The organism is Alcaligenes sp. HNGD-HTN06 (assembly GCF_049932565.1).
In the GTDB taxonomy this organism is placed as follows: Bacteria; Pseudomonadota; Gammaproteobacteria; order Burkholderiales; family Burkholderiaceae_B; genus Alcaligenes; species Alcaligenes ammonioxydans.
Genome location: NZ_CP187782.1, coordinates 3,526,018 through 3,546,466, shown reverse-complemented (window position 1 = coordinate 3,546,466; position 20,449 = coordinate 3,526,018). Strand labels below are relative to the sequence as shown.

The 20,449-nt window shown below is 57.7% G+C and carries 19 protein-coding genes; 13 read left to right on the top strand and 6 right to left on the bottom strand.

Going from position 1 to position 20,449, the window contains the following annotated elements:
* The first annotated feature begins 7 nt into the window (after positions 1-7).
* The 3 genes from ACOZ42_RS16220 to ACOZ42_RS16210 are packed head-to-tail and all read left to right on the top strand — an operon-like array spanning position 8 to position 2,832.
* On the top strand, positions 8-613 hold the full coding sequence (locus ACOZ42_RS16220; protein ID WP_003805300.1) for a shikimate kinase: 606 nt from the start codon (positions 8-10) through the stop codon (positions 611-613).
* On the top strand, positions 614-1,702 hold the full coding sequence (gene aroB / locus ACOZ42_RS16215; protein ID WP_003805299.1) for a 3-dehydroquinate synthase: 1,089 nt from the start codon (positions 614-616) through the stop codon (positions 1,700-1,702).
* 5 nt (positions 1,703-1,707) lie between these two features.
* Positions 1,708-2,832, top strand: coding sequence for a deoxyguanosinetriphosphate triphosphohydrolase (locus tag ACOZ42_RS16210; RefSeq protein WP_059318073.1), 1,125 nt, complete (start codon positions 1,708-1,710; stop codon positions 2,830-2,832).
* Between the two features lie 122 nt (positions 2,833-2,954).
* On the opposite strand, the gene uvrA is transcribed toward ACOZ42_RS16210, so the two are convergent.
* Positions 2,955-5,918 (bottom strand): excinuclease ABC subunit UvrA, encoded by a 2,964-nt coding sequence (uvrA, locus tag ACOZ42_RS16205; protein ID WP_426345862.1) that lies wholly within the window; start codon positions 5,916-5,918, stop codon positions 2,955-2,957.
* Positions 5,919-6,029: 111 nt separating this feature from the next.
* Here uvrA and ACOZ42_RS16200 point away from each other — a divergent pair, with 111 nt between their 5' ends.
* Together ACOZ42_RS16200 and ssb are read left to right on the top strand one after the other, a co-directional pair.
* The gene (locus ACOZ42_RS16200; RefSeq protein WP_003805292.1) at positions 6,030-7,241 is read left to right on the top strand and encodes an MFS transporter; all 1,212 of its coding nucleotides are present in this window, start codon (positions 6,030-6,032) and stop codon (positions 7,239-7,241) included.
* A gap of 258 nt (positions 7,242-7,499) precedes the next feature.
* Positions 7,500-7,997, top strand: a complete 498-nt coding sequence (gene ssb, locus ACOZ42_RS16195; RefSeq protein WP_426345374.1) for a single-stranded DNA-binding protein — start codon at positions 7,500-7,502, stop codon at positions 7,995-7,997.
* A gap of 246 nt (positions 7,998-8,243) precedes the next feature.
* On the opposite strand, the gene ACOZ42_RS16190 is transcribed toward ssb, so the two are convergent.
* The gene (locus ACOZ42_RS16190) at positions 8,244-9,467 is read right to left on the bottom strand and encodes an MFS transporter (protein WP_003805288.1); all 1,224 of its coding nucleotides are present in this window, start codon (positions 9,465-9,467) and stop codon (positions 8,244-8,246) included.
* Positions 9,451-9,993, bottom strand: coding sequence for a Chromate resistance protein ChrB (locus tag ACOZ42_RS16185; protein ID WP_131071084.1), 543 nt, complete (start codon positions 9,991-9,993; stop codon positions 9,451-9,453). Before ACOZ42_RS16185 ends, ACOZ42_RS16190 begins: the two co-directional genes overlap by 17 nt.
* A 544-nt stretch (positions 9,994-10,537) precedes the next feature.
* Between ACOZ42_RS16185 and ACOZ42_RS16180 the strand changes: the two genes are divergently transcribed.
* Together ACOZ42_RS16180 and ACOZ42_RS16175 are read left to right on the top strand one after the other, a co-directional pair.
* Entirely contained in the window at positions 10,538-11,086 is a 549-nt protein-coding gene (locus tag ACOZ42_RS16180) for a ferritin-like domain-containing protein (RefSeq protein WP_059318077.1), read from the top strand.
* 48 nt (positions 11,087-11,134) lie between these two features.
* The gene (locus tag ACOZ42_RS16175) at positions 11,135-11,260 is read left to right on the top strand and encodes a hypothetical protein (RefSeq protein WP_268885612.1); all 126 of its coding nucleotides are present in this window, start codon (positions 11,135-11,137) and stop codon (positions 11,258-11,260) included.
* 146 nt (positions 11,261-11,406) lie between these two features.
* On the opposite strand, the gene ACOZ42_RS16170 is transcribed toward ACOZ42_RS16175, so the two are convergent.
* A complete protein-coding gene (locus ACOZ42_RS16170; RefSeq protein ID WP_003805280.1) occupies positions 11,407-12,114 on the bottom strand; it encodes a GntR family transcriptional regulator in 708 nt (235 codons plus the stop codon).
* Positions 12,115-12,209: 95 nt separating this feature from the next.
* Positions 12,210-12,950: a TSUP family transporter gene (locus tag ACOZ42_RS16165; RefSeq protein WP_059318078.1), complete on the bottom strand. Its 741-nt coding sequence runs from the start codon at positions 12,948-12,950 to the stop codon at positions 12,210-12,212.
* Between the two features lie 170 nt (positions 12,951-13,120).
* Between ACOZ42_RS16165 and ACOZ42_RS16160 the strand changes: the two genes are divergently transcribed.
* From ACOZ42_RS16160 to ACOZ42_RS16135, 6 genes are all read left to right on the top strand, one after another.
* Positions 13,121-14,638, top strand: coding sequence for a hypothetical protein (locus tag ACOZ42_RS16160; RefSeq protein ID WP_003805276.1), 1,518 nt, complete (start codon positions 13,121-13,123; stop codon positions 14,636-14,638).
* The gene (locus ACOZ42_RS16155) at positions 14,635-16,116 is read left to right on the top strand and encodes a gamma-glutamyltransferase family protein (RefSeq protein ID WP_426345373.1); all 1,482 of its coding nucleotides are present in this window, start codon (positions 14,635-14,637) and stop codon (positions 16,114-16,116) included. Before ACOZ42_RS16160 ends, ACOZ42_RS16155 begins: the two co-directional genes overlap by 4 nt.
* Before the next feature lie 124 nt (positions 16,117-16,240).
* A complete protein-coding gene (locus tag ACOZ42_RS16150; RefSeq protein WP_003805271.1) occupies positions 16,241-16,975 on the top strand; it encodes a TenA family transcriptional regulator in 735 nt (244 codons plus the stop codon).
* A gap of 60 nt (positions 16,976-17,035) precedes the next feature.
* Positions 17,036-18,496: an aldehyde dehydrogenase family protein gene (locus ACOZ42_RS16145; RefSeq protein ID WP_059318080.1), complete on the top strand. Its 1,461-nt coding sequence runs from the start codon at positions 17,036-17,038 to the stop codon at positions 18,494-18,496.
* Between the two features lie 31 nt (positions 18,497-18,527).
* On the top strand, positions 18,528-19,007 hold the full coding sequence (locus ACOZ42_RS16140) for a GlcG/HbpS family heme-binding protein (protein WP_003805267.1): 480 nt from the start codon (positions 18,528-18,530) through the stop codon (positions 19,005-19,007).
* Between the two features lie 20 nt (positions 19,008-19,027).
* On the top strand, positions 19,028-20,062 hold the full coding sequence (locus ACOZ42_RS16135) for a 2Fe-2S iron-sulfur cluster-binding protein (protein ID WP_415301995.1): 1,035 nt from the start codon (positions 19,028-19,030) through the stop codon (positions 20,060-20,062).
* Here the strand turns inward: ACOZ42_RS16135 and ACOZ42_RS16130 are convergent.
* Positions 20,059-20,250 carry a hypothetical protein gene (locus ACOZ42_RS16130; protein ID WP_131071081.1) on the bottom strand — a complete coding sequence of 64 codons (192 nt, stop codon included), beginning with the start codon at positions 20,248-20,250 and terminating at the stop codon, positions 20,059-20,061. The genes ACOZ42_RS16135 and ACOZ42_RS16130 overlap by 4 nt on opposite strands.
* Between the last annotated feature and the right edge of the window lie 199 nt (positions 20,251-20,449).

The window sequence follows — 20,449 nt, the reverse complement described above, 5'->3', positions numbered from 1 at the left end:
TACACAAATGAACCACTCTTTACCCGCCGAGCTGATGCCTGTAGAACATCCTGATCCCTTAACAGACGCCGAGCTGCTCCATTTACAACAAACTGGCCCTCGACCCATTATTTTGGTGGGCATGATGGGGGCCGGTAAAACGACCATTGGCCGTCAATTGGCGCGGGAACTCAAACGCGAGTTTATGGACCTGGACCACGAGCTGGAAGCCCGAAGCGGGGTGCGAGTGTCCACTATCTTTGAGTTCGAAGGTGAACAAGGGTTCCGCAAACGTGAATCTGCAGTGCTCGATATTTGTTCGCGCCAGAGCGGAATTGTGCTGGCAACGGGTGGCGGGGCTATTTTGTCCGAGGCCAATCGCCAGATCATCAAAGATCGCGGTATCGTAGTGTACTTGTGCGCCACGGTAGATGAACTGTACCGTCGCGTGGCCCGAGATCGTAACCGGCCACTGCTGCAAACGGCGGACCCTCGGGCTCGCATTCAGGAGTTGCTGCAGGCGCGCGAACCCCTCTATGAAGAAGTGGCCGACATCCGCTTTGAGACCGGCTCGGCGCCGGTGCATCATGCGGTGCGCCATTTATTGTCTCTGTTGAAAGAACGAGGTTGCTAAATGTCCGTAGTGCATGTTGACGCCCAGGGTGGCGCTTATCCCATCCATATCGCTGCCGGACGTCTGGCGCAGCTTGCAGACACCGTGCCCGCTGATACCTCCGCCATTGCAATTGTCACCAATCCTACCGTAGCGGCCTTGTATCTGGCGCCGGTCAAGGAAGCTCTGGTCACCACTGGCAAACCGGTTCACGTGATTGAACTGCCCGATGGCGAAGCTTACAAGACCTGGGAGTCCCTGAACCTGATTTTTGACGCACTGCTGGGCAGTCATCTGGATCGCAAAGCTCTGATCGTGGCATTGGGTGGCGGGGTTATTGGTGATATGGCCGGTTTTGCCGCAGCTTGCTTTATGCGGGGCGTGCGCTTTGTGCAGGTCCCCACGACCTTGCTGGCGCAGGTGGATTCTTCAGTCGGTGGCAAGACAGCCATCAACCATCCGCTGGGCAAGAATATGGTGGGCGCCTTCTACCAGCCCATCGCGGTGGAAATAGACACCGATGTACTCAGGACGCTGCCCGCTCGCGAAATTTCCGCCGGTCTGGCTGAAGTCATCAAGTACGGCATGATTTACGATCTGGATTTCTTCAACTGGTGTGAGGAGCAGATCGCCGCCATGCGCCGTCTGGATCAGGAGCAGATTGCTCATGCGATCCGCCGCTCCTGCGAAGTGAAGGCCGAGGTGGTCTCGCAGGACGAACGCGAGTCTGGTCTGCGCGCTATCTTGAACTTTGGCCACACTTTTGGTCACGCAATTGAGTCCGGTATGGGCTATGGTCAATGGCTGCATGGTGAAGCCGTCGGCTGCGGCATGATCATGGCCGCTGAATTGTCCCATTTAGTTTGTGGCCTGCCGGCTCAGGATGTGGCCCGTATCAAGGCCCTGGTTCAAGCCAGCGGATGTCCGGTCACGCCACCACAATGGCCTGCGGACCGTTGGCTGCAACTGATGCAGGTGGACAAGAAAAATGAAGGTGGCCAGCTGCGCTTTGTGCTGCTGGATAAATTAGCTCATGCCAAGGTTCAGGCGGTAGCGCCTGATGTGGTGCGCCAGGCCTTGGCCCGCTTTACAACGGTGGAACAGGAGTAAAACCCATGCAAATGCTTGCCGCTTATGCCTGTCACCCTGAACAGTCCCGCGGTCGGCGTTATGCAGAGGCAGCGCCCCAGGGCCGGAATGCCTTTCAGCGGGACCGCGACCGGATTATTCACTGCAATGCGTTTCGTTTGCTGGAATACAAGACCCAGGTTTTCATTAACCACGAAGGTGACTTGTTTCGGACACGTTTGACGCATAGTCTGGAAGTGGCCCAGTTGGCGCGGGCCATCGCCCGCAATCTGGGCTTGCACGAAGACCTGATTGAAGCGATCTCCCTGGCTCATGATCTGGGCCATACCCCTTTTGGCCATGCGGGTCAGGATACCTTGAATAGTTGCATGCAAAGCCTGCGGCCCGAGGCCGGGGGCTTTGAGCACAATCTGCAAAGCCTGCGGGTAGTGGACGAGCTCGAAGAGCGCTATGCCGCCTTCAATGGTCTGAACCTGTGCTTTGAAACCCGCGAAGGGATTTTGAAGCACTGCTCACTAAAACATGCGCGGGAATTGGGCGAGGTCGGCCAGCGCTTCATTGATCGCACCCAGCCGTCGTTGGAAGCGCAAATGGCCAATCTGGCTGATGAAATTGCTTACAACAATCATGATATTGATGACGGCTTGCGCTCCGGCCTGATTCGTCTGGAGCAATTGCTGGAGCTGCGTCTGTTTCGTGATCATTACGAGCATGTGCAGACTCAGTACCCGGGCTTGAGTGGTCAGCGTTTGGTAGCTGAAATTATCCGTGGCATGATCAATACCCTGGTGGTCGATTTAACCGAAACCACGCGTGCCAGGCTGGAGGAGCACCGTCCTGATAGTGTGGAGGCGATTCGTCAGTTACCGCGCCTGGCTGGGTTCTCGCCGGAACTACGCGCTCAGGCTGATGAGCTCAAGCGGTTTTTGCATGCCAACTTATACCGTCATTACAAAGTGGTGCGCATGATGAGCAAGGCACAGAATATTGTGCGCGAACTGTTTCACGCTTTTTTGGATGATCCGCGCCTGCTGGCGGCCGAGCATCGTCGTGAAGACCCTATTGCCCAGGCCCGGGCCATCGCCGACTACATTGCGGGGATGACGGACCGCCATGCCATTCGCGAACATGACGCGATATTCAAGATGTAGGCCTGATAGATCGACCTCACCAGGAGGCACGGCCGTAGAAACCGCTTTAATGGCCCAGGATGCGGCGAATGAGCGGTCTTTAAGCCTGGATCTCTGGTGGTAGCGTCCTGCGAAGCAGGACCTTAGCGCTGCAACAAAGGCTTCAGATAGCGCCCGGTATGGCTTTGTTCACAGGCGGCAACCGTTTCCGGGGTGCCTTGCACCACAATCTGTCCACCGCCCTGGCCGCCTTCCGGCCCCATGTCCACAAGCCAGTCAGCGGTCTTGATGACATCCAGGTTGTGTTCAATGACAACCACGCTATTGCCAGACTCGACCAGCTTGTCCAACACGTCCAACAAGACGGCAATATCCTGAAAGTGCAGGCCGGTGGTCGGCTCGTCCAGCACGTACAAGGTTTGGCCGGTACTGCGTTTGGACAGCTCCAGTGACAATTTCACTCGTTGAGCCTCACCCCCGGACAGAGTGGTCGCGCTTTGACCCAGACGTATATAGGACAGCCCTACATCGATCAGAGTGCTTAGTTTGCGGGCCACTGCGGGGACCGCATCAAAATACTCCAGCGCCTGCTCAACGGTCAGATCCAGCACTTCGCTGATATTGCGACCCCGGTAGCGGATATCCAGGGTTTCGCGGTTGTAGCGACGGCCCTGGCAGACATCACAAGGCACGTAGACGTCGGGCAGAAAGTGCATCTCGACCTTGACCACGCCATCGCCCTGGCAAGCCTCGCAGCGACCGCCCTTGACGTTAAAAGAGAAGCGACCCGGGTCGTAGCCGCGCAGGCGAGCCTCGGGCACACTGGCAAACAGCTCGCGAATAGCGGTGAACATGCCGGTGTACGTGGCTGGGTTACTGCGCGGAGTACGGCCAATCGGTGTTTGGTCCACCGTGATGATCTTGTCGAAATGTTCCAGCCCTTCCATGCGGTCATAGGGGGCAGGTTCGGCGTGGGCGCGATGCAGCAGATGCGAGAAAGCCGTGGCCAGGGTGTCGTTGATGAGGGTGGATTTGCCGGAGCCGGATACCCCGGTAATGCAAACCAGCCGGCCTGCAGGAATCGCCAGATCCACCGATTTCAGATTATTGCCGCTGGCGCCGTACAAGCGCAGCCAGTTCAGGCTGTCATCCACTGGACGGCGTTTGGGAATGGCAATTTTCCGTTGCCCGGACAGGTACTGCCCGGTCATCGAGGCCGGGTTGCTGGCCAGCTCTGTGGGAGAGCCCTGAGCGGTGATCTGTCCGCCGTGTTCGCCTGCGCCCGGGCCCATATCAATGACGTAGTCGGCGCTGCGGATCATGTCCTCGTCGTGTTCGACCACAATCACGCTATTGCCCAGGTCCCGCAGGTGTTGCAGGGTCTGGATCAGCTTGTCGTTATCGCGCTGATGCAGGCCAATCGAGGGCTCATCCAAAACGTACATTACCCCGGTCAGGCCGGAGCCGATCTGGCTGGCCAGACGAATACGCTGCGCCTCGCCACCCGAGATGGTGTCGGCACTGCGGTCCAGAGACAGGTAGTTCAGACCCACATTGTTCAGAAACTCCAGCCGCAGGCGGATTTCACGCACGATACGGTCGGCAATCTCTTTCTTTGCCCCTGTTAACGAAAGGTGCTCGAACCAGGCCAGGCAGTCAGACAAAGCCAGGGCTTCGACTTCATAGATGGCCAGACCCTTGGCCTGTCCTTGAGTTGTGGCGCTTGCCTGTGCGCACTGCGCAGTATTTTCAGGCAATTTGTCGACGTTGCGGGCTGCTGGGCTGGCAGGCGCGGCGCCTGCCTGATGCTTGCATTCTGTGGGATGGGGAACCGGGTCGTCCCCAATACGGACGTGACGCGCTTCCAGACGCAGGCGTGCACCATGGCAGGCTGGGCAGGTCTGGGTGCGACGCAGCTTGTTCAGTTCCTCGCGCACAGCGCTGGAATCGGTTTCCGCCCAGCGACGTTGCAGATTGGGAATCACACCTTCAAAGGGGTGAGTTTTCACCGTGGTGCGACCTTTCTCGTTCAAATAGAGAAAAGGAATTTCCTCAGCGCCGGAGCCATACAGCACGGTGTGGCGCAGTTCGTCGGGCAGGGACTCGAAGGGTGCGTCGATATCAAAGTGATAATGGGCTGCCAGGCTGGTCAGCAGGGTATAGGTAAAGGCATTGCGTCTATCCCAGCCCGCTATCGCACCGCCGGCCAGGCTCAGTTCCGGGAAAGCGACAACGCGTTCCGGGTCGAACACATCGACTTGACCCAAACCGTTGCATTCCGGGCAGGCGCCGGCCGGATTGTTGAAGCTGAACAGGCGCGGTTCCAGCTCGGGCAGGGAGTAATCACAGACCGGGCAGGCGTAGTGGCTGGAATAGGGCTGTTCCCGACCGGTGTCCAGATTGACCACCAGGCAGCGCCCATTGCTGGTGGACAGGGCGGTTTCCAGGCTTTCTGCCAGACGTTGCTGGCTGTCGGGCCGGATACGCAGCCGGTCTATCACCAGGTCCAGATCATGAGCCTGCTCGGCATCGAGCGTCGGCAGATCTTCAATGCTGGAGATTTCCCCATCGACCCGTACCCGCACAAAGCCTTGGGCCTGCAAGCCACGCAGTTCCAGTTGCAAATCGCCTACCCGGGCGCGGTGCAGGGGAGCCAGCACAGCGATACGGGTTTCTGGTTCCCATTGCAGAATCTGGTCTACCATCTGGCTCACGCTATGGGCCTGCAGTGCCAGATGGTGGTCCGGGCAGTAAGGTGTGCCGACGCGCGCGTACAATAGGCGCAAATAATCGTGGATCTCGGTTGTGGTACCGACTGTCGAGCGCGGGTTATGGCCCGCCGCCTTTTGTTCGATGGCAATGGCCGGCGATAAGCCTTCGATCAGGTCGACATCGGGTTTGTCCATCAGTTGCAGAAACTGGCGTGCATAAGCGGACAGGCTTTCCACATAGCGCCGCTGGCCCTCGGCATACAAAGTGTCGAAGGCAAGAGAGGATTTCCCAGAACCGGACAGCCCCGTCAGCACGACCAGCTGGTGGCGTGGCAGGTCTACGGAGACATTTTTCAGGTTGTGGGTACGGGCACCACGAATGCGGATGGCTTCCATCGCTTTATTTAGGCTTGTCAAAAGGCAACTTGCTACTATAGCGCGTTGCGTCAGAATTTATGTGAACGGGTAACGGGGCTCCTTGGCAGCCCAGTTGTGACAGAGTATTAAATGAGTACACATCAAACCATGAATACGGCCGGCTCGCGCCCAGCACGCCTGAGTCTGACCCGGCAGGAACGCAAGGCCAGCATCCTGCTTGCTTTGTTGTTTGCCTCTCGGATGCTGGGCCTGTTTTTGCTTACCCCCGTGTTCGCTGTTGCCGCGCACGCGTTGCCAGGCGGCAATGATGCCGCCCGCGTCGGCCTTGCTCTGGGGGCCTATGGCCTGACACAGGCCGTGTTGCAGATTCCCTTGGGCATGGCTTCGGACCGCTTTGGCCGTCGTCCGGTGATTGTCATTGGCATGGCGCTGTTTGTGATTGGCGGGGTGATCTCGGCCCTGGCCCAACATATCGACTGGGTGACAGTCGGGCGGTGTATCCAGGGTTTGGGGGCGGTTTCGGCCGCTATTTCCGCTTGGGTGGCTGACTCCACGCGCCCTGAGGTACGGACGCGTGCAATGGCCATGGTAGGCGGCTCGATTGGTCTGTCTTTTGCCGTATCGCTGGTTCTTTCCCCAGTTCTGGTGGGACAATTCGGACTGTCAGGCTTGTTCTGGGCGATCAGTTTGCTGGGTTTTGTCTGTCTGTTGATCGCGGCTTTTGCTGTGCCCAGCGCCCCTAAAGCGCCCGCTTCGATTGTGCGGGTCACGGCTGGGCAGGTCTTGCGTCATATGGATTTGTTGCGCCTGAATTTTGGGGTGTTCTGTCTGCACTTTATCCTGATGTCTTTGTTCATCGTGGTGCCGGGTATTCTGGCTACCTTGGGCGGTTATGGAACGCAGGATTTATGGAAGGTGTACCTGCCCGTCATCCTGGTGTCCTTTGTACTGATGGTGCCGGCGGTGTTCTGGACCGAGACTCGCAAGCGCCATAAGCAAGCGTTGGAACTGGCCGTGTTGCTGTTGATCGTGGTACTGGCTGTCATGCCGTGGGCACGCGATGCGTTGGTGCCCATGGTGGCTGCATTGACCTTGTTTTTCATTGGTTTTAACGTGCTGGAAGCTTTGCAGCCGTCTTTGGTCTCGCGTGTGGCACCGCCCGAATATAAGGGCTTGGCGCTGGGTTTTTACAACACCTCTCAGTCCCTGGGCGTATTTGCGGGCGGGCTGGTCGGGGGCGTCCTGGCGGGTCGTGGGCAAATCCAATGGGTGTTGTGGACGGGTGCCGCCCTGGCCGTGCTCTGGCTACTGACGGCGCGTGGATTCAAAGACAAATACTAAAAGGCGGTGTTGGTTACGCCTGTGCAACAAGCGGGCGGGCAGGCGCCTGTAAGGTGACCGGATGGGCCCAGGTAGCAAGAGCTGGGCATGGCAGCGACAGGGTTGGGCTGCAGAGCCTGACAGGCCTTTCAAGGTGCCGTACGGGGATGGTCGGCATGGGCAAAACAGTCTCGCCGGCAGCCGGGTGGGAGTGTTAATTAAGGCACGAATCCACGATAATACGGCTTGATATTGAAATTTTGACTACAGGATTTTTTCATGGCATCGGTAAATAAAGTCATTCTGGTGGGCAATCTTGGCCGTGACCCAGAAGTACGCTACAGCGCGGAAGGTTCGGCCATCTGCAATATTTCCATTGCCACGACTTCGCAGTGGAAAGACCGTACCTCCGGCGAACGCCGCGAGGAAACGGAATGGCACCGCGTGGTGTTCTACAACCGCCTGGCTGAAATTGCCGGTGAGTACCTTCGCAAAGGCCGTCCCGTCTACGTGGAAGGTCGTCTGCGTACCCGTAAATGGACGGGTCAGGACGGACAGGAACGCTTCACGACTGAAATCATTGCCGAGCAAATGCAAATGCTGGGTGGTCGTGATGGTGGCGGCGAGATGGGTGGTGGCGAATATGGCGGTGGTGCGCCGGCTCCTCAGCGCGCTCAGCGTCCTGCTCCTGCGCAGCAGGCACCGCAACAGGCCCCCCGCAACCCCGCACCCATGTCGGATAATCTGGCCGATATGGATGACGACATTCCGTTCTAATTCTCAGCAGCCTTCAGGCTCAGAAACCCTGGTTAGCAGCGTGCGGGCCAGGGTTTTTTTGTGGGTCGTCGTCGACGAGGTCGACGGTTCGCAATGAGGCAGGGCCCCGTTTGACGCCCTGGCTGCGCAGTCCCGACTCGCGTGGCGAAAACCCGTGAGCCGTTGAGGGTAGGTAGCTCCAACCCGTTGGGCGGCACGGTGGGCAGAACCCGAGTCTGCGTTTGCTGCATCGTCTCAGGCGGCGTTTTAAAAGTGTCCTTGGGCAGAGCGCCGTAGGGCGATCAGACCAGCTCCCGTCAAGACGGCAAAGAGTGCGCCAGCGGCAAATGTCCCCTGAAAGCCGATGGAGTCCCACAGCAGGCCCGCAATCACACTGGCCAGCAGCAGTGCAATGCCGGTGAGCAGGTGGAACAGGCCAAAGGCAGTGCCGCGTAGTTCGGCGGGGGCGCTGTCAGCGATCAGTACATTGAACAGGCCTTGAGTAAATCCCATGTGCAGTCCCCACAGCGCTACCCCTAAACCGAGGCCAAACAGGCCGGGGACGAAGGCTAGAATCAGGTCTGCTGCAATCAGCAAGGCCACGCCGATCAGGAGCAGATCGGTTTTACGCATGCGGTCGGACAGGACACCGGCAGGGTAGGCAGACAGCGAGAAGGCCACACTCATCAGGACCAGCACGGCTGGGGCCCACATGGGTGGCAGTCCGCTGGATTCGCCGCGCAGAATCAGGAAGGCTTCGCTAAAACGGGCCAGGGTAAAGGCCAGACCAATCACGATTACCCACCAGTAACGGGAGCCCAGGCGGCCTAATTCTTGCCGGTTCAGCGGCAGTGTGCGGGGGCGGTTTGTGGCGGGTAGCTTGGGTTCGCGTACAAAGAACACCAAAATCGCAAGGGCCGTAAAGGCGGGCAGGACTGCGACCCAGAAGATTAGCTGGTAGTTATTGGCCGTCCACCACATCAGTCCGATTGCCAGTAAAGGGCCGATAAATGCGCCAATGGTATCGAGCGTTTGCCGTAGGCCATAGGCTGCGCCGCGCAGTTCGGGTGGAGTGACATCGGCAACCAGAGCGTCGCGGGGGGCGCCGCGTATGCCTTTGCCAATGCGATCGACAAAACGGGCGCCGACCAGCCAGTCCAAGGAGTTCGCCAGGGGGAAAATCGGTTTGGTCAGGGCAGCCAGGCCATAGCCAATGACGGCCAGCAGCTTGCGCTTGCCAAAACGGTCGCTGAGGGCACCGGAAAACACTTTCATGATGGAGGCTGTGGCTTCGGCAATACCTTCGATCAGGCCCACTGCCAGTACCGAGGTGCCAAGGACCGTAACCATGTAGATAGGCAGCAGGGCATGGATCAGCTCGGAGGAAATGTCCATGAACATGGACACGAAACCCAGCGCCCAGACGCTACGGTGAATGTTGGCTCGGGAGGCGAGGGCCTGGGCAGGCATGGGATCAGCGGTTTTCTTCATGGGCGTCGTAGACCATTTGGGCATAGGCTTCCAGTCGGGCCCTGCACGCTTGCAGACGCTCTTGAGCAATCTGTGCCAGGGGAGCGCCATAAAAATCCAGTTTCTGGATTTTTTCGTACCAGCTCTCCAGTTTCTTCAGGTCGGTTTCCTCTTCGTCGAGCTCGGCATAGGTGAATTTCTGAATCGATATTTCCTTGTCGATCTCGGCTTCGAAGTCCCGGCAGCAACCCAGCAGTTCCTGGTATTGATCGTTGCGCTCGTGCGTGAAGCGGGCGATCACTTTATCCTCCTGGGCTTTGTCCAGGGCAACCGTCTCTAGCAGGACACACTCGCCTTGCATGGTCGCGATGTCATTTTCCAGCACTTTCAGGCGACGCACATGCTCATCCGTTTTGGGCAGGACGCACACACCGTTTTGCAGATAAACCGCCCCCAGGCTTTTCAAGCGTCGCCACAGTGCCAGACGTTTGGCACTGGGTTCCGCAGGGACTTTGTAAGTCAGTAGTATCCAGCTTCTTGAAGTCATTGTCCGCAATAAAAGTAACGGTCGATTCATATTAATAGAATCCATTGATTCTTAAAATAGGCATCGGCCTTATCTGGCCTACGAGGCCAAGGGACGCTTCCACCCTGAAAACAGCGTGCGCCTGTATCCAAGTGTTTGGTCTTGTATCTCGGCTTGAACACAATGAGGGCGTGTTCCGGCCTCTTGTGCCGGCACCCCATGTCCTGGCTAAGCCGCATGGCTCGTCAGTTTTCCGTGTTTTAGGGGTGAGTGCTTGCCAGCCCTGCTGCGTAAATCTGCCTGTGTGTCGGCTGACGCCTGCCGCCGTTTTCAGCTTTTCAAGCGCGAGAGCAGTCGCTACTATGAAACAGCCTATCCACTTTGTTCAGTTTCTTGCACGACCGGTCTCAACCACAAGCAGCGTGCAGACTTCAAACCCAGGCTTAGGTAACGTGCTTGTTCTTAACGCAAGCTCTGGTTGGTTCTGAAGTCCGTGTGTTCGTTTCCGGTTGTTGCGTGATACGGCGCCGCGCGTTCGCGGTGGGAATCAATACGGAGGAATGCAATGAGTAAGCATAAAGTTGTGACACCAAACCACGGTCCCTTTGATGTTGCCGCTATTCGCGCGGCTGCCAAGAAGTTTGTGGACGATGGGGCGGTGGCGTCCGGCTATAAGGGCAATCGCGAAGAAATCATTCAGATGCTCAATGAAGCTCTGGCCACCGAGCTAGTCTGTGTGATGCGCTACAAGCGCCACTATTTCACCGCCACCGGTTTGAACAATGAACCTATCAAAGCCGAGTTTCTGGAGCATGCCCGGCAAGAAGCCGAGCATGCCGACCGTATTGCCGAGCGGATCGTACAACTGAACGGCGAGCCAGACTTCAATCCTCAGAATCTGGTTGAACGCAGCCACGCGGAATATGACGACAGCAGTGATATTAAATCCATGATCCGTGCCAATCTGATTGCCGAGCGTATTGCCATTGAGTCCTACCGGCAGATGATTGAACGTATCGGCGACACCGACCCCACGACCCGCCAGATGCTGATTGAGATTATGGCTGTTGAGGAAGAACACGCAGATGATATGGGAGATCTGCTGGACATTTAACTGAGCTGATCATAGCCCAGCCAACCCCGGTCATTGCCGGGGTTTTTATTGTCTGATTCTGAAAAAGCAGGGCAGCGATGGGGCGAGTGGCGAGCCATGGCCGGGGAGGTGGGCACCGTCGTGACGAAGCCCCTGTGCAAGGCCAGCCTGGCACGTCGTGTGACTCAAGAGTAGGGCGTGCAGGCTGCCCACGGCACGCGCGCTGCGACTTTCAACAGTCAAATCAATGCGGACGCTGGGGCACGCGTCTTTCAGGGTCGACGAACCCTGTGCACGGGCTCAGGTCCAGCGCTGGAGGTGGAGCACGCCGACTTGATCGATCAGGGTTTCTCGCCGCTTTGGGCGTCCTGATACGCTTTGGCCGCATTATGGACATGCTGGGTGGCCAGCAGGTTGGCCAGATCACCATTGCCGGCTACGACGGCATTCAGAATCTGAGCGTGATCTTCCCAGTTTTGGCGGATGCGTTGCAAATTGCTGGGCGCAAAGAGCAATGCGGTGCGATCACGCAAGGAGCGCATCAGTTCGGTTAGCACGATATTGCCCGACATGGTGGCCAGGGTTTCATGAAATTGCCGGTTCAGGGATTTGAGCAAGTCCAGATTGCCAGCGTCCATCGCGTCGTGGCCTTGGGTCAGAATAGCTTGCAGCTTCTCGATATTGGCGGGATCGCGACGCTGGGCAGCCAGCTTTGCGTTGAGGCCTTCCAAGGTGGCGCGTACTTCAGCCATGTTGTAGGCGATCTCTGCCGACAGCACGGCCACCGAGGCACCACGGCGTGGCTCAATAGTGACCAGCCCTTCTGAGGCCAGCTCACGCAGGGCTTCTCGTACCGGTATGCGCGAGACGCCCAGCTCGGTAGCCAGCTTGCCCTCCACCAGTCGGTCACCGGGGTGAAATTCGCCACTCAGAATGCGTTCGCGTAATTGATCACGGATGACGGCAAACAATGACGCGTGCTGATCACCCAGACGACGGTTGTCTGAGCCGGTCAAGGAATGAGGAAGGCTGAAGCTGGGGATATTCATGGTACGACCTGTGCAATCGGGCAAAAGGGCCAGGCATGATTATACGGCGTGAGCGTGCTTTTCTGAATATGGTATACAGTTTGGCCCCTAAGCAATCAATTCCATAAAGTCCGTGCAATCAACGCGAGTGCGCTGAGCGAGCAGATGCCCAACAGCAGCCTGCGCATCAAGCTCAGGCTGACTTTATGGCGTAGCTGTCCTGACAACGCAAAGCCCAGCAGCATGAACGGATACAGCACGATGCTGAGCATGGCCTGCTGCAGGGTGAACAGGCCTGCCAGAATAAGCAGTAGCAGTGACAGGCTGGCGCCTAAAAATAAAATCAGACCCAGAGAAGCGCGTAGCTGTGCAGGAGCCAGATTTTGCATGGCCATGGCCAGGGCAGGGGCGCCCACCGAGGTCAGTGTGCCCATGATGCCCGATGCAATGCCGGCCAGAATCATGTTGCGCAGGGAGGGCAGGATGCGCAGGCCCCAGGCGCTCAGTGCGACGGCGGCCAGGATAGCGACCGCAAAACCCAGGTTAACGGCTTCCAGAGGCAGCTGTGTCATGCCCAGTACGGCGATGACCGAACCCACAGCACGTCCCCCTAGCGCGCAGGTCACGACATGCGGCACGATATAGGTGCGCTCTCGCAGCGCGGCCAGCAAGGAGACACTGCCACCCAGAGCCAGTAAGGGGCCAGGAACCAGTTGCGGGAAGATCAGTGCTGCAATGGGGGCCACCAGCATGGCAAAGCCAATCCCGCCTACTCCTTGCAGAAAAGCGGCCAAAACCACCAGACACGCCATCAGCAACCAGGATAGCGGGTCCACAAGATCGATTAAAGCCGCCATACCCATCCTTTTATTTGTATAAGGTATTCAATCTGGAAGTTTTACTCTTCAAACTCTCAGAGTTTTCCCCAATTTCCGGTAGATTTTTCTGATATGAAATAAAAATTGAAGATAGTATACCGTTTCAGGTGTGCTCGATAGTCAGAAAAAAGAGAAGGAAAGGGGGATACATGCAAAGCGACGTGGTGCTCAGTGCGGCGCACTGGGCTTATTTGATCAGCGTTCTGGTGATCATCATTACGATGATCTTCCGGGCCAACGTGGTGGTGCCATCCGTGATTGGCACCTTGGCCGTTGTTACCGCCATAACAGGCAGCCCGATTCAGGGCTTCATCAGCATTTTTTCAGCCAGTTTTGTGGCGGCCCAGGAACTGTTCAATATTTTCCTGGTAATTACCTTCATGACGGCGCTGCTCAATTCCTTGAAGCGCCTGGAAGCCGATGTAAAGATGGTGGCCCCCTTTCGCAAGGTCATGGTCAATAGTGGATCGTCGTTTTTGATGATTGCGGCGGCTACCTATTTCATTTCCTTGTTTTTCTGGCCTACACCTGCGGTGCCACTGGTCTCGGCCATCCTGCTTCCCGCTGCCATCGCCGCAGGCCTGCCGCCCCTGGTGGGGGCCATGGCCATTGCCATTTGCGGGCAGGGTATGGCCTTGTCGTCAGATTACATTATCGGCGTGGCTCCCGGTATCAGCGCCAAGGCGGCCGGTGTCGGTGCGGATGTGGCTGTCCTGGCAGATCGTGCGCTGGTCTTGTCCTGGATTACGGGTGGGGTCGCCCTGAGTCTGGCGTTTTTGCTGATGCGGCGTCATTTCAAACCGGCAGACAGCCGTTTGCTGGATGCCTGGATGCGACAGGCCCCGGACAGTACCTTGGATGAGGTCGAGTCCCAAGGAACGTATGACAAGGCAGAGATTGCCCGTGGCACCGCCGGGAATGAGCATACGGTGCATGTGGGGCTGACAGCCAAGGAAGAGCGTTATTCGCGCATCCTCGCCTGGGCCACGCCGCTGGCCTTTCTGGGTGTCATTGGCATCATGCTTTTGCCGCGCTTTATTCCATCCCTGCCGGTGCTGCGGGGCGGGGATGCTGCCGGTCTGGTGGGTGGCGTGGCCTTTGTGCTGATGATGATTGCCACCTGTATGGCCGAAGGCCCGCGACGTATGCTGGATACCTGCCCGGATCATATGACCGATGGTTTTGTGTTCGCGTTTCGCGCCATGGGTTCGGTCTTGCCCATTGCCGGCTTCTTCTTTCTGGGGGCTAGTGAAGCAACGTCCGCTATTTTGGGTACGCCGCTGGATCAGACGCCCAGCTTGCTGTTCGAGCTGATTTCAGCCGGTCAGCACCTGATTCCGGACAATCATTTCCTGGTGGCTTTTGGTGTGCTGCTGGTCGGTATGATCTCGGGCATTGATGGTTCGGGCTTTTCGGGCTTGCCTTTGACCGGCACCCTGGCCTCGGCTTTGAGCCCGGTCTCCGGCCTGGAAGTGGAAACCTTGGCTGCAGTAGGACAGATCGGCGCTATCTGGACGGGAGGAGGCACTCTGATTGCCTGGTCGTCATTGATTGCCGTGGCGGGTTTCGCCCGTGTACACATTCTGGATCTGGTGCGCGCGTTGACGATACCCGTGCTAAGTGGGATGGCGCTCTCGACGATCTGCGCAGTGCTGATATTTGGATGAGCGATATGGAGACGACAGCCTATCGTGCGGGCGAAAAGCAAGGGCTGGGACAGCAGTGGGCGGTGGCGGCGGGTCATCCTCTGGCTGTACGGGCAGCGCAGCGCATGCTGGAGCTCAAGGGCACTGCGGTCGATGCCGCGATTGCTGCCGATGCCGTGATGGGGGTGGTCGAACCCATGGCCACGGGTATAGGGGGCGATCTGTTGGCCATGATTGCGCCGCCAGACAGTACGCCTGTGGCCTATAACGGCAGCGGAGCAGCCCCTTTGCTGCTGACGGCTCAGCAGGTTCAGGCCTTGCCAGGAGAACGTATTCCCGAGCGCCATGTCTTGTCGATCACCACGCCGGGACTGGTGCGGGGTTGGTGGGATATGCATCAGCGTTATGGGCGCCTGGCTTGGGCAAGCCTGTTCCAGCCGGCTATCGAGGCTGCGCGGGAGGGTTTTGCCGTGGCGCCCGTGGCAGCCCGGGAATGGCACATCTTTGACTTTGTTCTACACCGTGATCCGGCCTGTGCCGCCTTATATCGTGCTGGCAATCCCCCCAAGGCGGGTGAGCGCTATATGAATCCCGAGTTGGCGCTTGTGCTCCAAGAGATTGCCGAGCAGGGGCCAGATGCTTTCTATCTGGGGCGTCCCGCCCAGCAGGCGGAACGGGCCATGAAGCAGGTACGGGGCTTATTGCGTGCCCAGGACTTTCAGCGGCATCAGGGCTTTTTCTGTGAACCGGTGAGCACGGCTCTTGGTGAATTCAGTCTTTTTGAGTGTCCTCCCAATACACATGGCGTCGCCGTGCTGGAGGCGGTTCAGGCTGCCTGGCATCGGCCGGCCGACGAGGCGGCTGCTGAACTGGCGCTGGTTCAAGCCACTGAAGCGGCCATGGCTCAGGCTTCCCGGGTGGTGTGCGATCCGGCAGGCAACACCGTCTGCACGGTAGTGGTGGATGGACAGGGTCTGGCGGTCACGTTCATGTCCAGTATTTTCAAACGGTTTGGCTCGGGCTATGCGGTGCCCGGTTGTGGATTTGTGTTGCAAAACCGGGGGTTCGGGTTTTCCGGGCCGGGGCATGTCAATGGGCCAGGGCCAGGAAAACGGCCTTATCACACCGTCGTGCCTTCCGTAGCTTTGCGCTCCGGCCGCTTTCATATGGGCTTGGGTGTGGTGGGCGGTTTGATGCAGCCGCAGGGCCAGATCCAGATCTGGACACGTGTGCTGCGCGACGGCTGGCCGCTAGAGCGCGCTTTGTTTGCCCCACGCTGGCGTCTGGAGGCAGCGGGCAGACTGGCTTTGGAAGAGGGGTTTGATGCACATTGCGCCGCTTTCTTGCGTGGTTCGGCGTATGGACCGCCTGATAAAGGAGTCGGCGAGCTGGCAGGTCGCAGCGATTTCGGTGGCGCCCAGGCGGTCGAACGTTTGGCGGACGGCCGTTTGAAGGCCGTTTCCGATCCGCGCAAAGATGGTTGTGTCGCGCTGGGCTGAGAGCCAGGCAGGGTTATTCCCTACTTTTTAAAATAGTAGACGGTATACAATATACTTAAATAGTCAAAACCTAATCTTTCGTCGACTGCAGCAAAGGGCGACGTCTTTCAACAAGGAAACAGTCATGGAAAAACTGCTGAATCGCGATGAATTTCGCACCGCACTGGAAACCGCCATCAAGGGTAAAAGTGCCAACACCTCTCCTTTCAGCATTGCCTGGGCAACTGGCAAATTAAGCCGTGAGCATCTGGCTCGCTGGGCTGAAAACCACTATCACTATGTGGGCCCTTTTGCCGATTACCTGGGTTATCTGTATGCCCGCACTCCCGCCGAATACGTGGAAGCCAAAGACTTCTTGCTGGCCAATATGTACGAAGAGGAAATTGGTGGTGACCGCCACACCGATCTGCTGATCCGCTTTGGCGAGGCTTGCGGCACGACACGGGCCCGTATTGAAAACCCTGACAATATGAATGCCACCACGCGTGCGCTGCAGGCCTGGTGCTACGCCATTGCCATGCGTGAAGATCCGGTGGTGGCGGTTGCTGGTCTGGTGGTGGGCCTGGAGTCCCAGGTGCCTTCGATTTATCGCAAGCAAACGCCCACATTGCGCGAAAAGTACGGCTTTACCGACGAAGAGGTGGAGTTTTTCGACCTGCATATCGTGTCCGACGAGATTCATGGCGAACGCGGCTACCAGATCGTGCTGGAGCACGCCAACACCGTGGAACTGCAGCAGCGCTGCCTGCGTATCTGTGAAATTGGCGCCGAAATGCGTCTACTGTATACAACTTCCTTGTACAACGACTACGTCAAAGACGAGATCAGCCTGCAGGAATTGCAACTGGAAGCGGCCTGAGCCGGAAAGTCGGGCGGGCAGATGGGCTGCCCGCCAATCTAGAGACAAGGAAGTACAGCGGTGGAAAATCTCAAGGACGTCGTTTTCGACAATTTTATTGATGGGCAATGGCAACCCAGTCAGAGCGGACGTACGCAGCCCAATCTGAATCCGGCTGATCGGGACGATGTAGTGGGCATTTTCCCGCTGTCCACAGCGCAGGATGCGCAGGCCGCCGTGGCTGCTGCCCAGGCTGCCTTTGCCGGATGGCGGGCCACGCCGATCACCACTCGGGCACGTATCTTGAATGCAGCGGCCACGTGGCTCGATGCCAATGTGGAGCGCATTGCGCAAGGCTTGACGCGGGAAGAAGGCAAGACGCTGGCGCAAAGCAAGATGGAAGTCGGGCGCTCGGCCCAGACCCTGCGCTTTTATGCGGTTGAAGGCCAGACCTACACCGGCGAGACATTTCCCCAGGATGATGCGCAGCAACTGGTCTATACCCAGCGCGAGCCATTGGGTGTGGTGTCAGTGATTGCGCCCTGGAATTTCCCCATCTCCATCCCGGCACGCAAGATTGCCCCCGCTCTGATCACCGGGAATACCGTTGTGTTCAAGCCGTCGTCTGATACGCCCTTGACCGGCTACTACCTGTGTGAAGCCTTTGCACAAGCGGGGATTCCGGCTGGTGTGCTGAATCTGGTGCATGGCAGGGCCAGTGAAGTAGGGCCCACGCTGGTGCAATCCCCTCAGGTACGCGCTATTTCGTTTACTGGCTCGACCCAGGCGGGTGAAGACATTTGTCGTCAGGCACGTATGAGCACCCGGACCCAAATGGAGCTGGGGGGCAAGAACCCCTTGATTGTCATGGAGGACGCCGACCTGGATCTGGCCGTCAAGCTGGTGGTGCAGGGTGGCTTTTCTCTGAGTGGGCAAGCCTGCACAGGGACCAGCCGTGTGCTGGTGCATCGTCAGGTCAAAGCAGAATTCACGCGGCGCTTGGTAGAGAAAGTCAGCGCCTTGACCGTGGGTAATGGTTTGAATAGCAATCCCGATCTGGGGCCTATTGCCACCGAAAGCCAGTTGGAAAGCATTCTGGAATATGTGGCCATTGGCAAGCAGGAAGCCACCCATTTACTGGGCGGCGAACGTTTGACCGAAGGCGACTACGCACGCGGCCTGTTCATGCGCCCGGCTTTGTTTACGGACGTGACCCAGCAGATGCGTATTGCCCGTGAAGAAATTTTTGGACCCGTGATTGCCTTGCTGGAAATCGATTCCTATGAGCAGGCGTTGGCCATGGCCAACGATACCGAATACGGCTTGTCGGCTGCCATCGTGACACGCAGTGCCGAGTATGCGCATCGCTTTGCCAATGATATCGAGGCCGGGACCGTCAAGATTAACCGCACGACGACCGGCAATCTGATCAATGCTCCGTTTGGCGGGCTGAAACAGTCCAGCACGTCTACCTTCCGTGAATCCGGTCGTGCGGGTCTGGAGTTCTACACCCAGATCAAGACCGTGTATCGCGGCATCTGAATTTTATTAACCCGATTTACCGAGAAGCATTATGAAAAAGATCCTACGTCTGGAACAGCGCGAAGCGCGCTTGATGGTGGACGCGGCGATTGCCAAATCCAAAGAGATTGGTGTGCTGGAGACAGTGTGTGTGGTCGATGAGGGCGGCTATCCCATTGTGATGGAACGCATGGACGGCGCGCGTATCACGGGTGCCCAGATTGCCTGGAACAAGGCATTTACAGCGGCGGGCCATAAGCGCTCGACTCATTTGTTCACTACCGCGCCCAATGGTCCGGCCTTGCCCGGCAATGAGGCTTTCGGTATTCAGCTGAGCTTTGAGGGGCGTTTTGCCGCCTTTGTGGGTGGCTACCCCATTGTGGTCAATGGCGAAGTGATTGGTGGCATAGGCCTGAGTGGTGGTAATGGCGAGCAGGACACGGCAGCCGGGGTTGCTGGCTTGCAGGCGCTGGCCGAGGCCTTGAAGGATGAGGGTCTGGATGTATTGGTTCAGGCCGATATCAAGAAATAGTGGCATCAGGAGGACGGGTCATGGCCCATCGTGTCGATATCAAGGAAACGGGCGAGCAGTTTTGGGTAGAACCGCAGGAGACCCTCTTGCAGGCCGCCCAGCGCCAAGGCGTACGTATTTACAGCGACTGCGAGTTCGGTGGCTGTGGCACATGCCGCATTCAGGTCACTCGCGGAAAGGTGTGTTACGAGGATGACAGCCTGCCCATGAGCATTACTGATGAAGAACACGAGCAGGGCCATGCCGCCGCCTGCCAGGCTCGACTGGATGCCGATATTGAAATCAGTCTGGCTGCCCATCGTGATGAGCTGCCAGAAACTCGGCAAGTCAGGGCGCAGGTTCATCGCGTGGAGCGGGCGTGCCAGGGAATCTGGCGTTTGACCTTGCAGTTGCCCCAGGACGTGCAAGTGCAGTTTCGTCCGGGTCAGTATCTGAACATCCTGCTCGAGGACGGGCGTGCGCGCAGTTTTTCCATGGCCAATGCCGATGCGGCACAGGGTCGGATTGAACTGCATGTGCGGGAAGTGGAAGGCGGTCGTTTTACCCAGGTGCATCTGCCAGCCTTGAAGGCTGGAGACGAACTGCGACTGGAACTGCCCTTGGGCGTGTTCTATTGGCGTGAGCGAGATTGGAGGCCCATGGTCATGGTGGCCACCGGTACGGGTATTGCACCGATCAAGGCAATTCTGGAGTCCTTGCTGGACAAGGAAGATTGCCCGCCCGTGAGCCTGTACTGGGGGATGAACCGACCCGAGGATTTGTATCTGGCCCAGGAAATCGAGTCTTGGGCGGACCGCTTGTGCGAGTTCCGTTTTGTCCCGGTGCTCTCCCATGCTGACGAGAGCTGGCAAGGCGCTCGGGGCTATGTGCAACAACAGGTATGCCGGGATGAACCCGACCTGTCAGAGCATGCCATCTACTTGTGCGGCTCGCCCGTGATGATTGAGCAGGCACGTGGCCTGTTCAAGGAACATGGTGCCAATGAGCAGTTCATGTATGCCGATGCCTTCAACTTTCAGTCCGATACCCGTGCGGCAGAGCCTTCTCTTGCCTAGGCGTTGTGCGGGAGCTGATCGTGGGCCGCTTTGGGGTCGCGCTTCTTTCGGCTACCAAACAGCTCAGTGAGCGAGGGCAGATTGATGAGTGGAATACGACGGCGCAGATGCTTGCGCTGAGCCAAATGAGGCAGCAACTGCTCGCCGACGGGACGCTGCAAATAGCGACGTTCGACGGGGGTTTTCATGACAATCTCGTTTAAGGTTTTAATTGAATTAAGTATACCGCAATAGGGGTTTCTACTCAAATTGACAGAAATTTGTGTTTAAAACTAAGGAAATCTGTTGCGGAGAAAGCGCATTTTTTGACTTGGTATACCGTTCTTGGTTTTTCAGGCGGTCAGGGCTCGCAATCCGGTCGCATCATTGGCAGCAAGCAGGAGGTCT

Excerpts from the sequence above, each read along its gene's own strand:
- ACOZ42_RS16220 (WP_003805300.1), top strand. The coding sequence starts at position 8 with ATGAACCACTCTTTACCCGCCGAGCTGATGCCTGTAGAACATCCTGAT.
- aroB (WP_003805299.1), top strand. The coding sequence starts at position 614 with ATGTCCGTAGTGCATGTTGACGCCCAGGGTGGCGCTTATCCCATCCAT.
- ACOZ42_RS16210 (WP_059318073.1), top strand. The coding sequence starts at position 1,708 with ATGCAAATGCTTGCCGCTTATGCCTGTCACCCTGAACAGTCCCGCGGT.
- uvrA (WP_426345862.1), bottom strand. The coding sequence starts at position 5,918 with ATGGAAGCCATCCGCATTCGTGGTGCCCGTACCCACAACCTGAAAAAT.
- ACOZ42_RS16200 (WP_003805292.1), top strand. The coding sequence starts at position 6,030 with ATGAGTACACATCAAACCATGAATACGGCCGGCTCGCGCCCAGCACGC.
- ssb (WP_426345374.1), top strand. The coding sequence starts at position 7,500 with ATGGCATCGGTAAATAAAGTCATTCTGGTGGGCAATCTTGGCCGTGAC.
- ACOZ42_RS16190 (WP_003805288.1), bottom strand. The coding sequence starts at position 9,467 with ATGAAGAAAACCGCTGATCCCATGCCTGCCCAGGCCCTCGCCTCCCGA.
- ACOZ42_RS16185 (WP_131071084.1), bottom strand. The coding sequence starts at position 9,993 with ATGACTTCAAGAAGCTGGATACTACTGACTTACAAAGTCCCTGCGGAA.
- ACOZ42_RS16180 (WP_059318077.1), top strand. The coding sequence starts at position 10,538 with ATGAGTAAGCATAAAGTTGTGACACCAAACCACGGTCCCTTTGATGTT.
- ACOZ42_RS16170 (WP_003805280.1), bottom strand. The coding sequence starts at position 12,114 with ATGAATATCCCCAGCTTCAGCCTTCCTCATTCCTTGACCGGCTCAGAC.
- ACOZ42_RS16165 (WP_059318078.1), bottom strand. The coding sequence starts at position 12,950 with ATGGCGGCTTTAATCGATCTTGTGGACCCGCTATCCTGGTTGCTGATG.
- ACOZ42_RS16160 (WP_003805276.1), top strand. The coding sequence starts at position 13,121 with ATGCAAAGCGACGTGGTGCTCAGTGCGGCGCACTGGGCTTATTTGATC.
- ACOZ42_RS16155 (WP_426345373.1), top strand. The coding sequence starts at position 14,635 with ATGAGCGATATGGAGACGACAGCCTATCGTGCGGGCGAAAAGCAAGGG.
- ACOZ42_RS16150 (WP_003805271.1), top strand. The coding sequence starts at position 16,241 with ATGGAAAAACTGCTGAATCGCGATGAATTTCGCACCGCACTGGAAACC.
- ACOZ42_RS16140 (WP_003805267.1), top strand. The coding sequence starts at position 18,528 with ATGAAAAAGATCCTACGTCTGGAACAGCGCGAAGCGCGCTTGATGGTG.
- ACOZ42_RS16135 (WP_415301995.1), top strand. The coding sequence starts at position 19,028 with ATGGCCCATCGTGTCGATATCAAGGAAACGGGCGAGCAGTTTTGGGTA.
- ACOZ42_RS16130 (WP_131071081.1), bottom strand. The coding sequence starts at position 20,250 with ATGAAAACCCCCGTCGAACGTCGCTATTTGCAGCGTCCCGTCGGCGAG.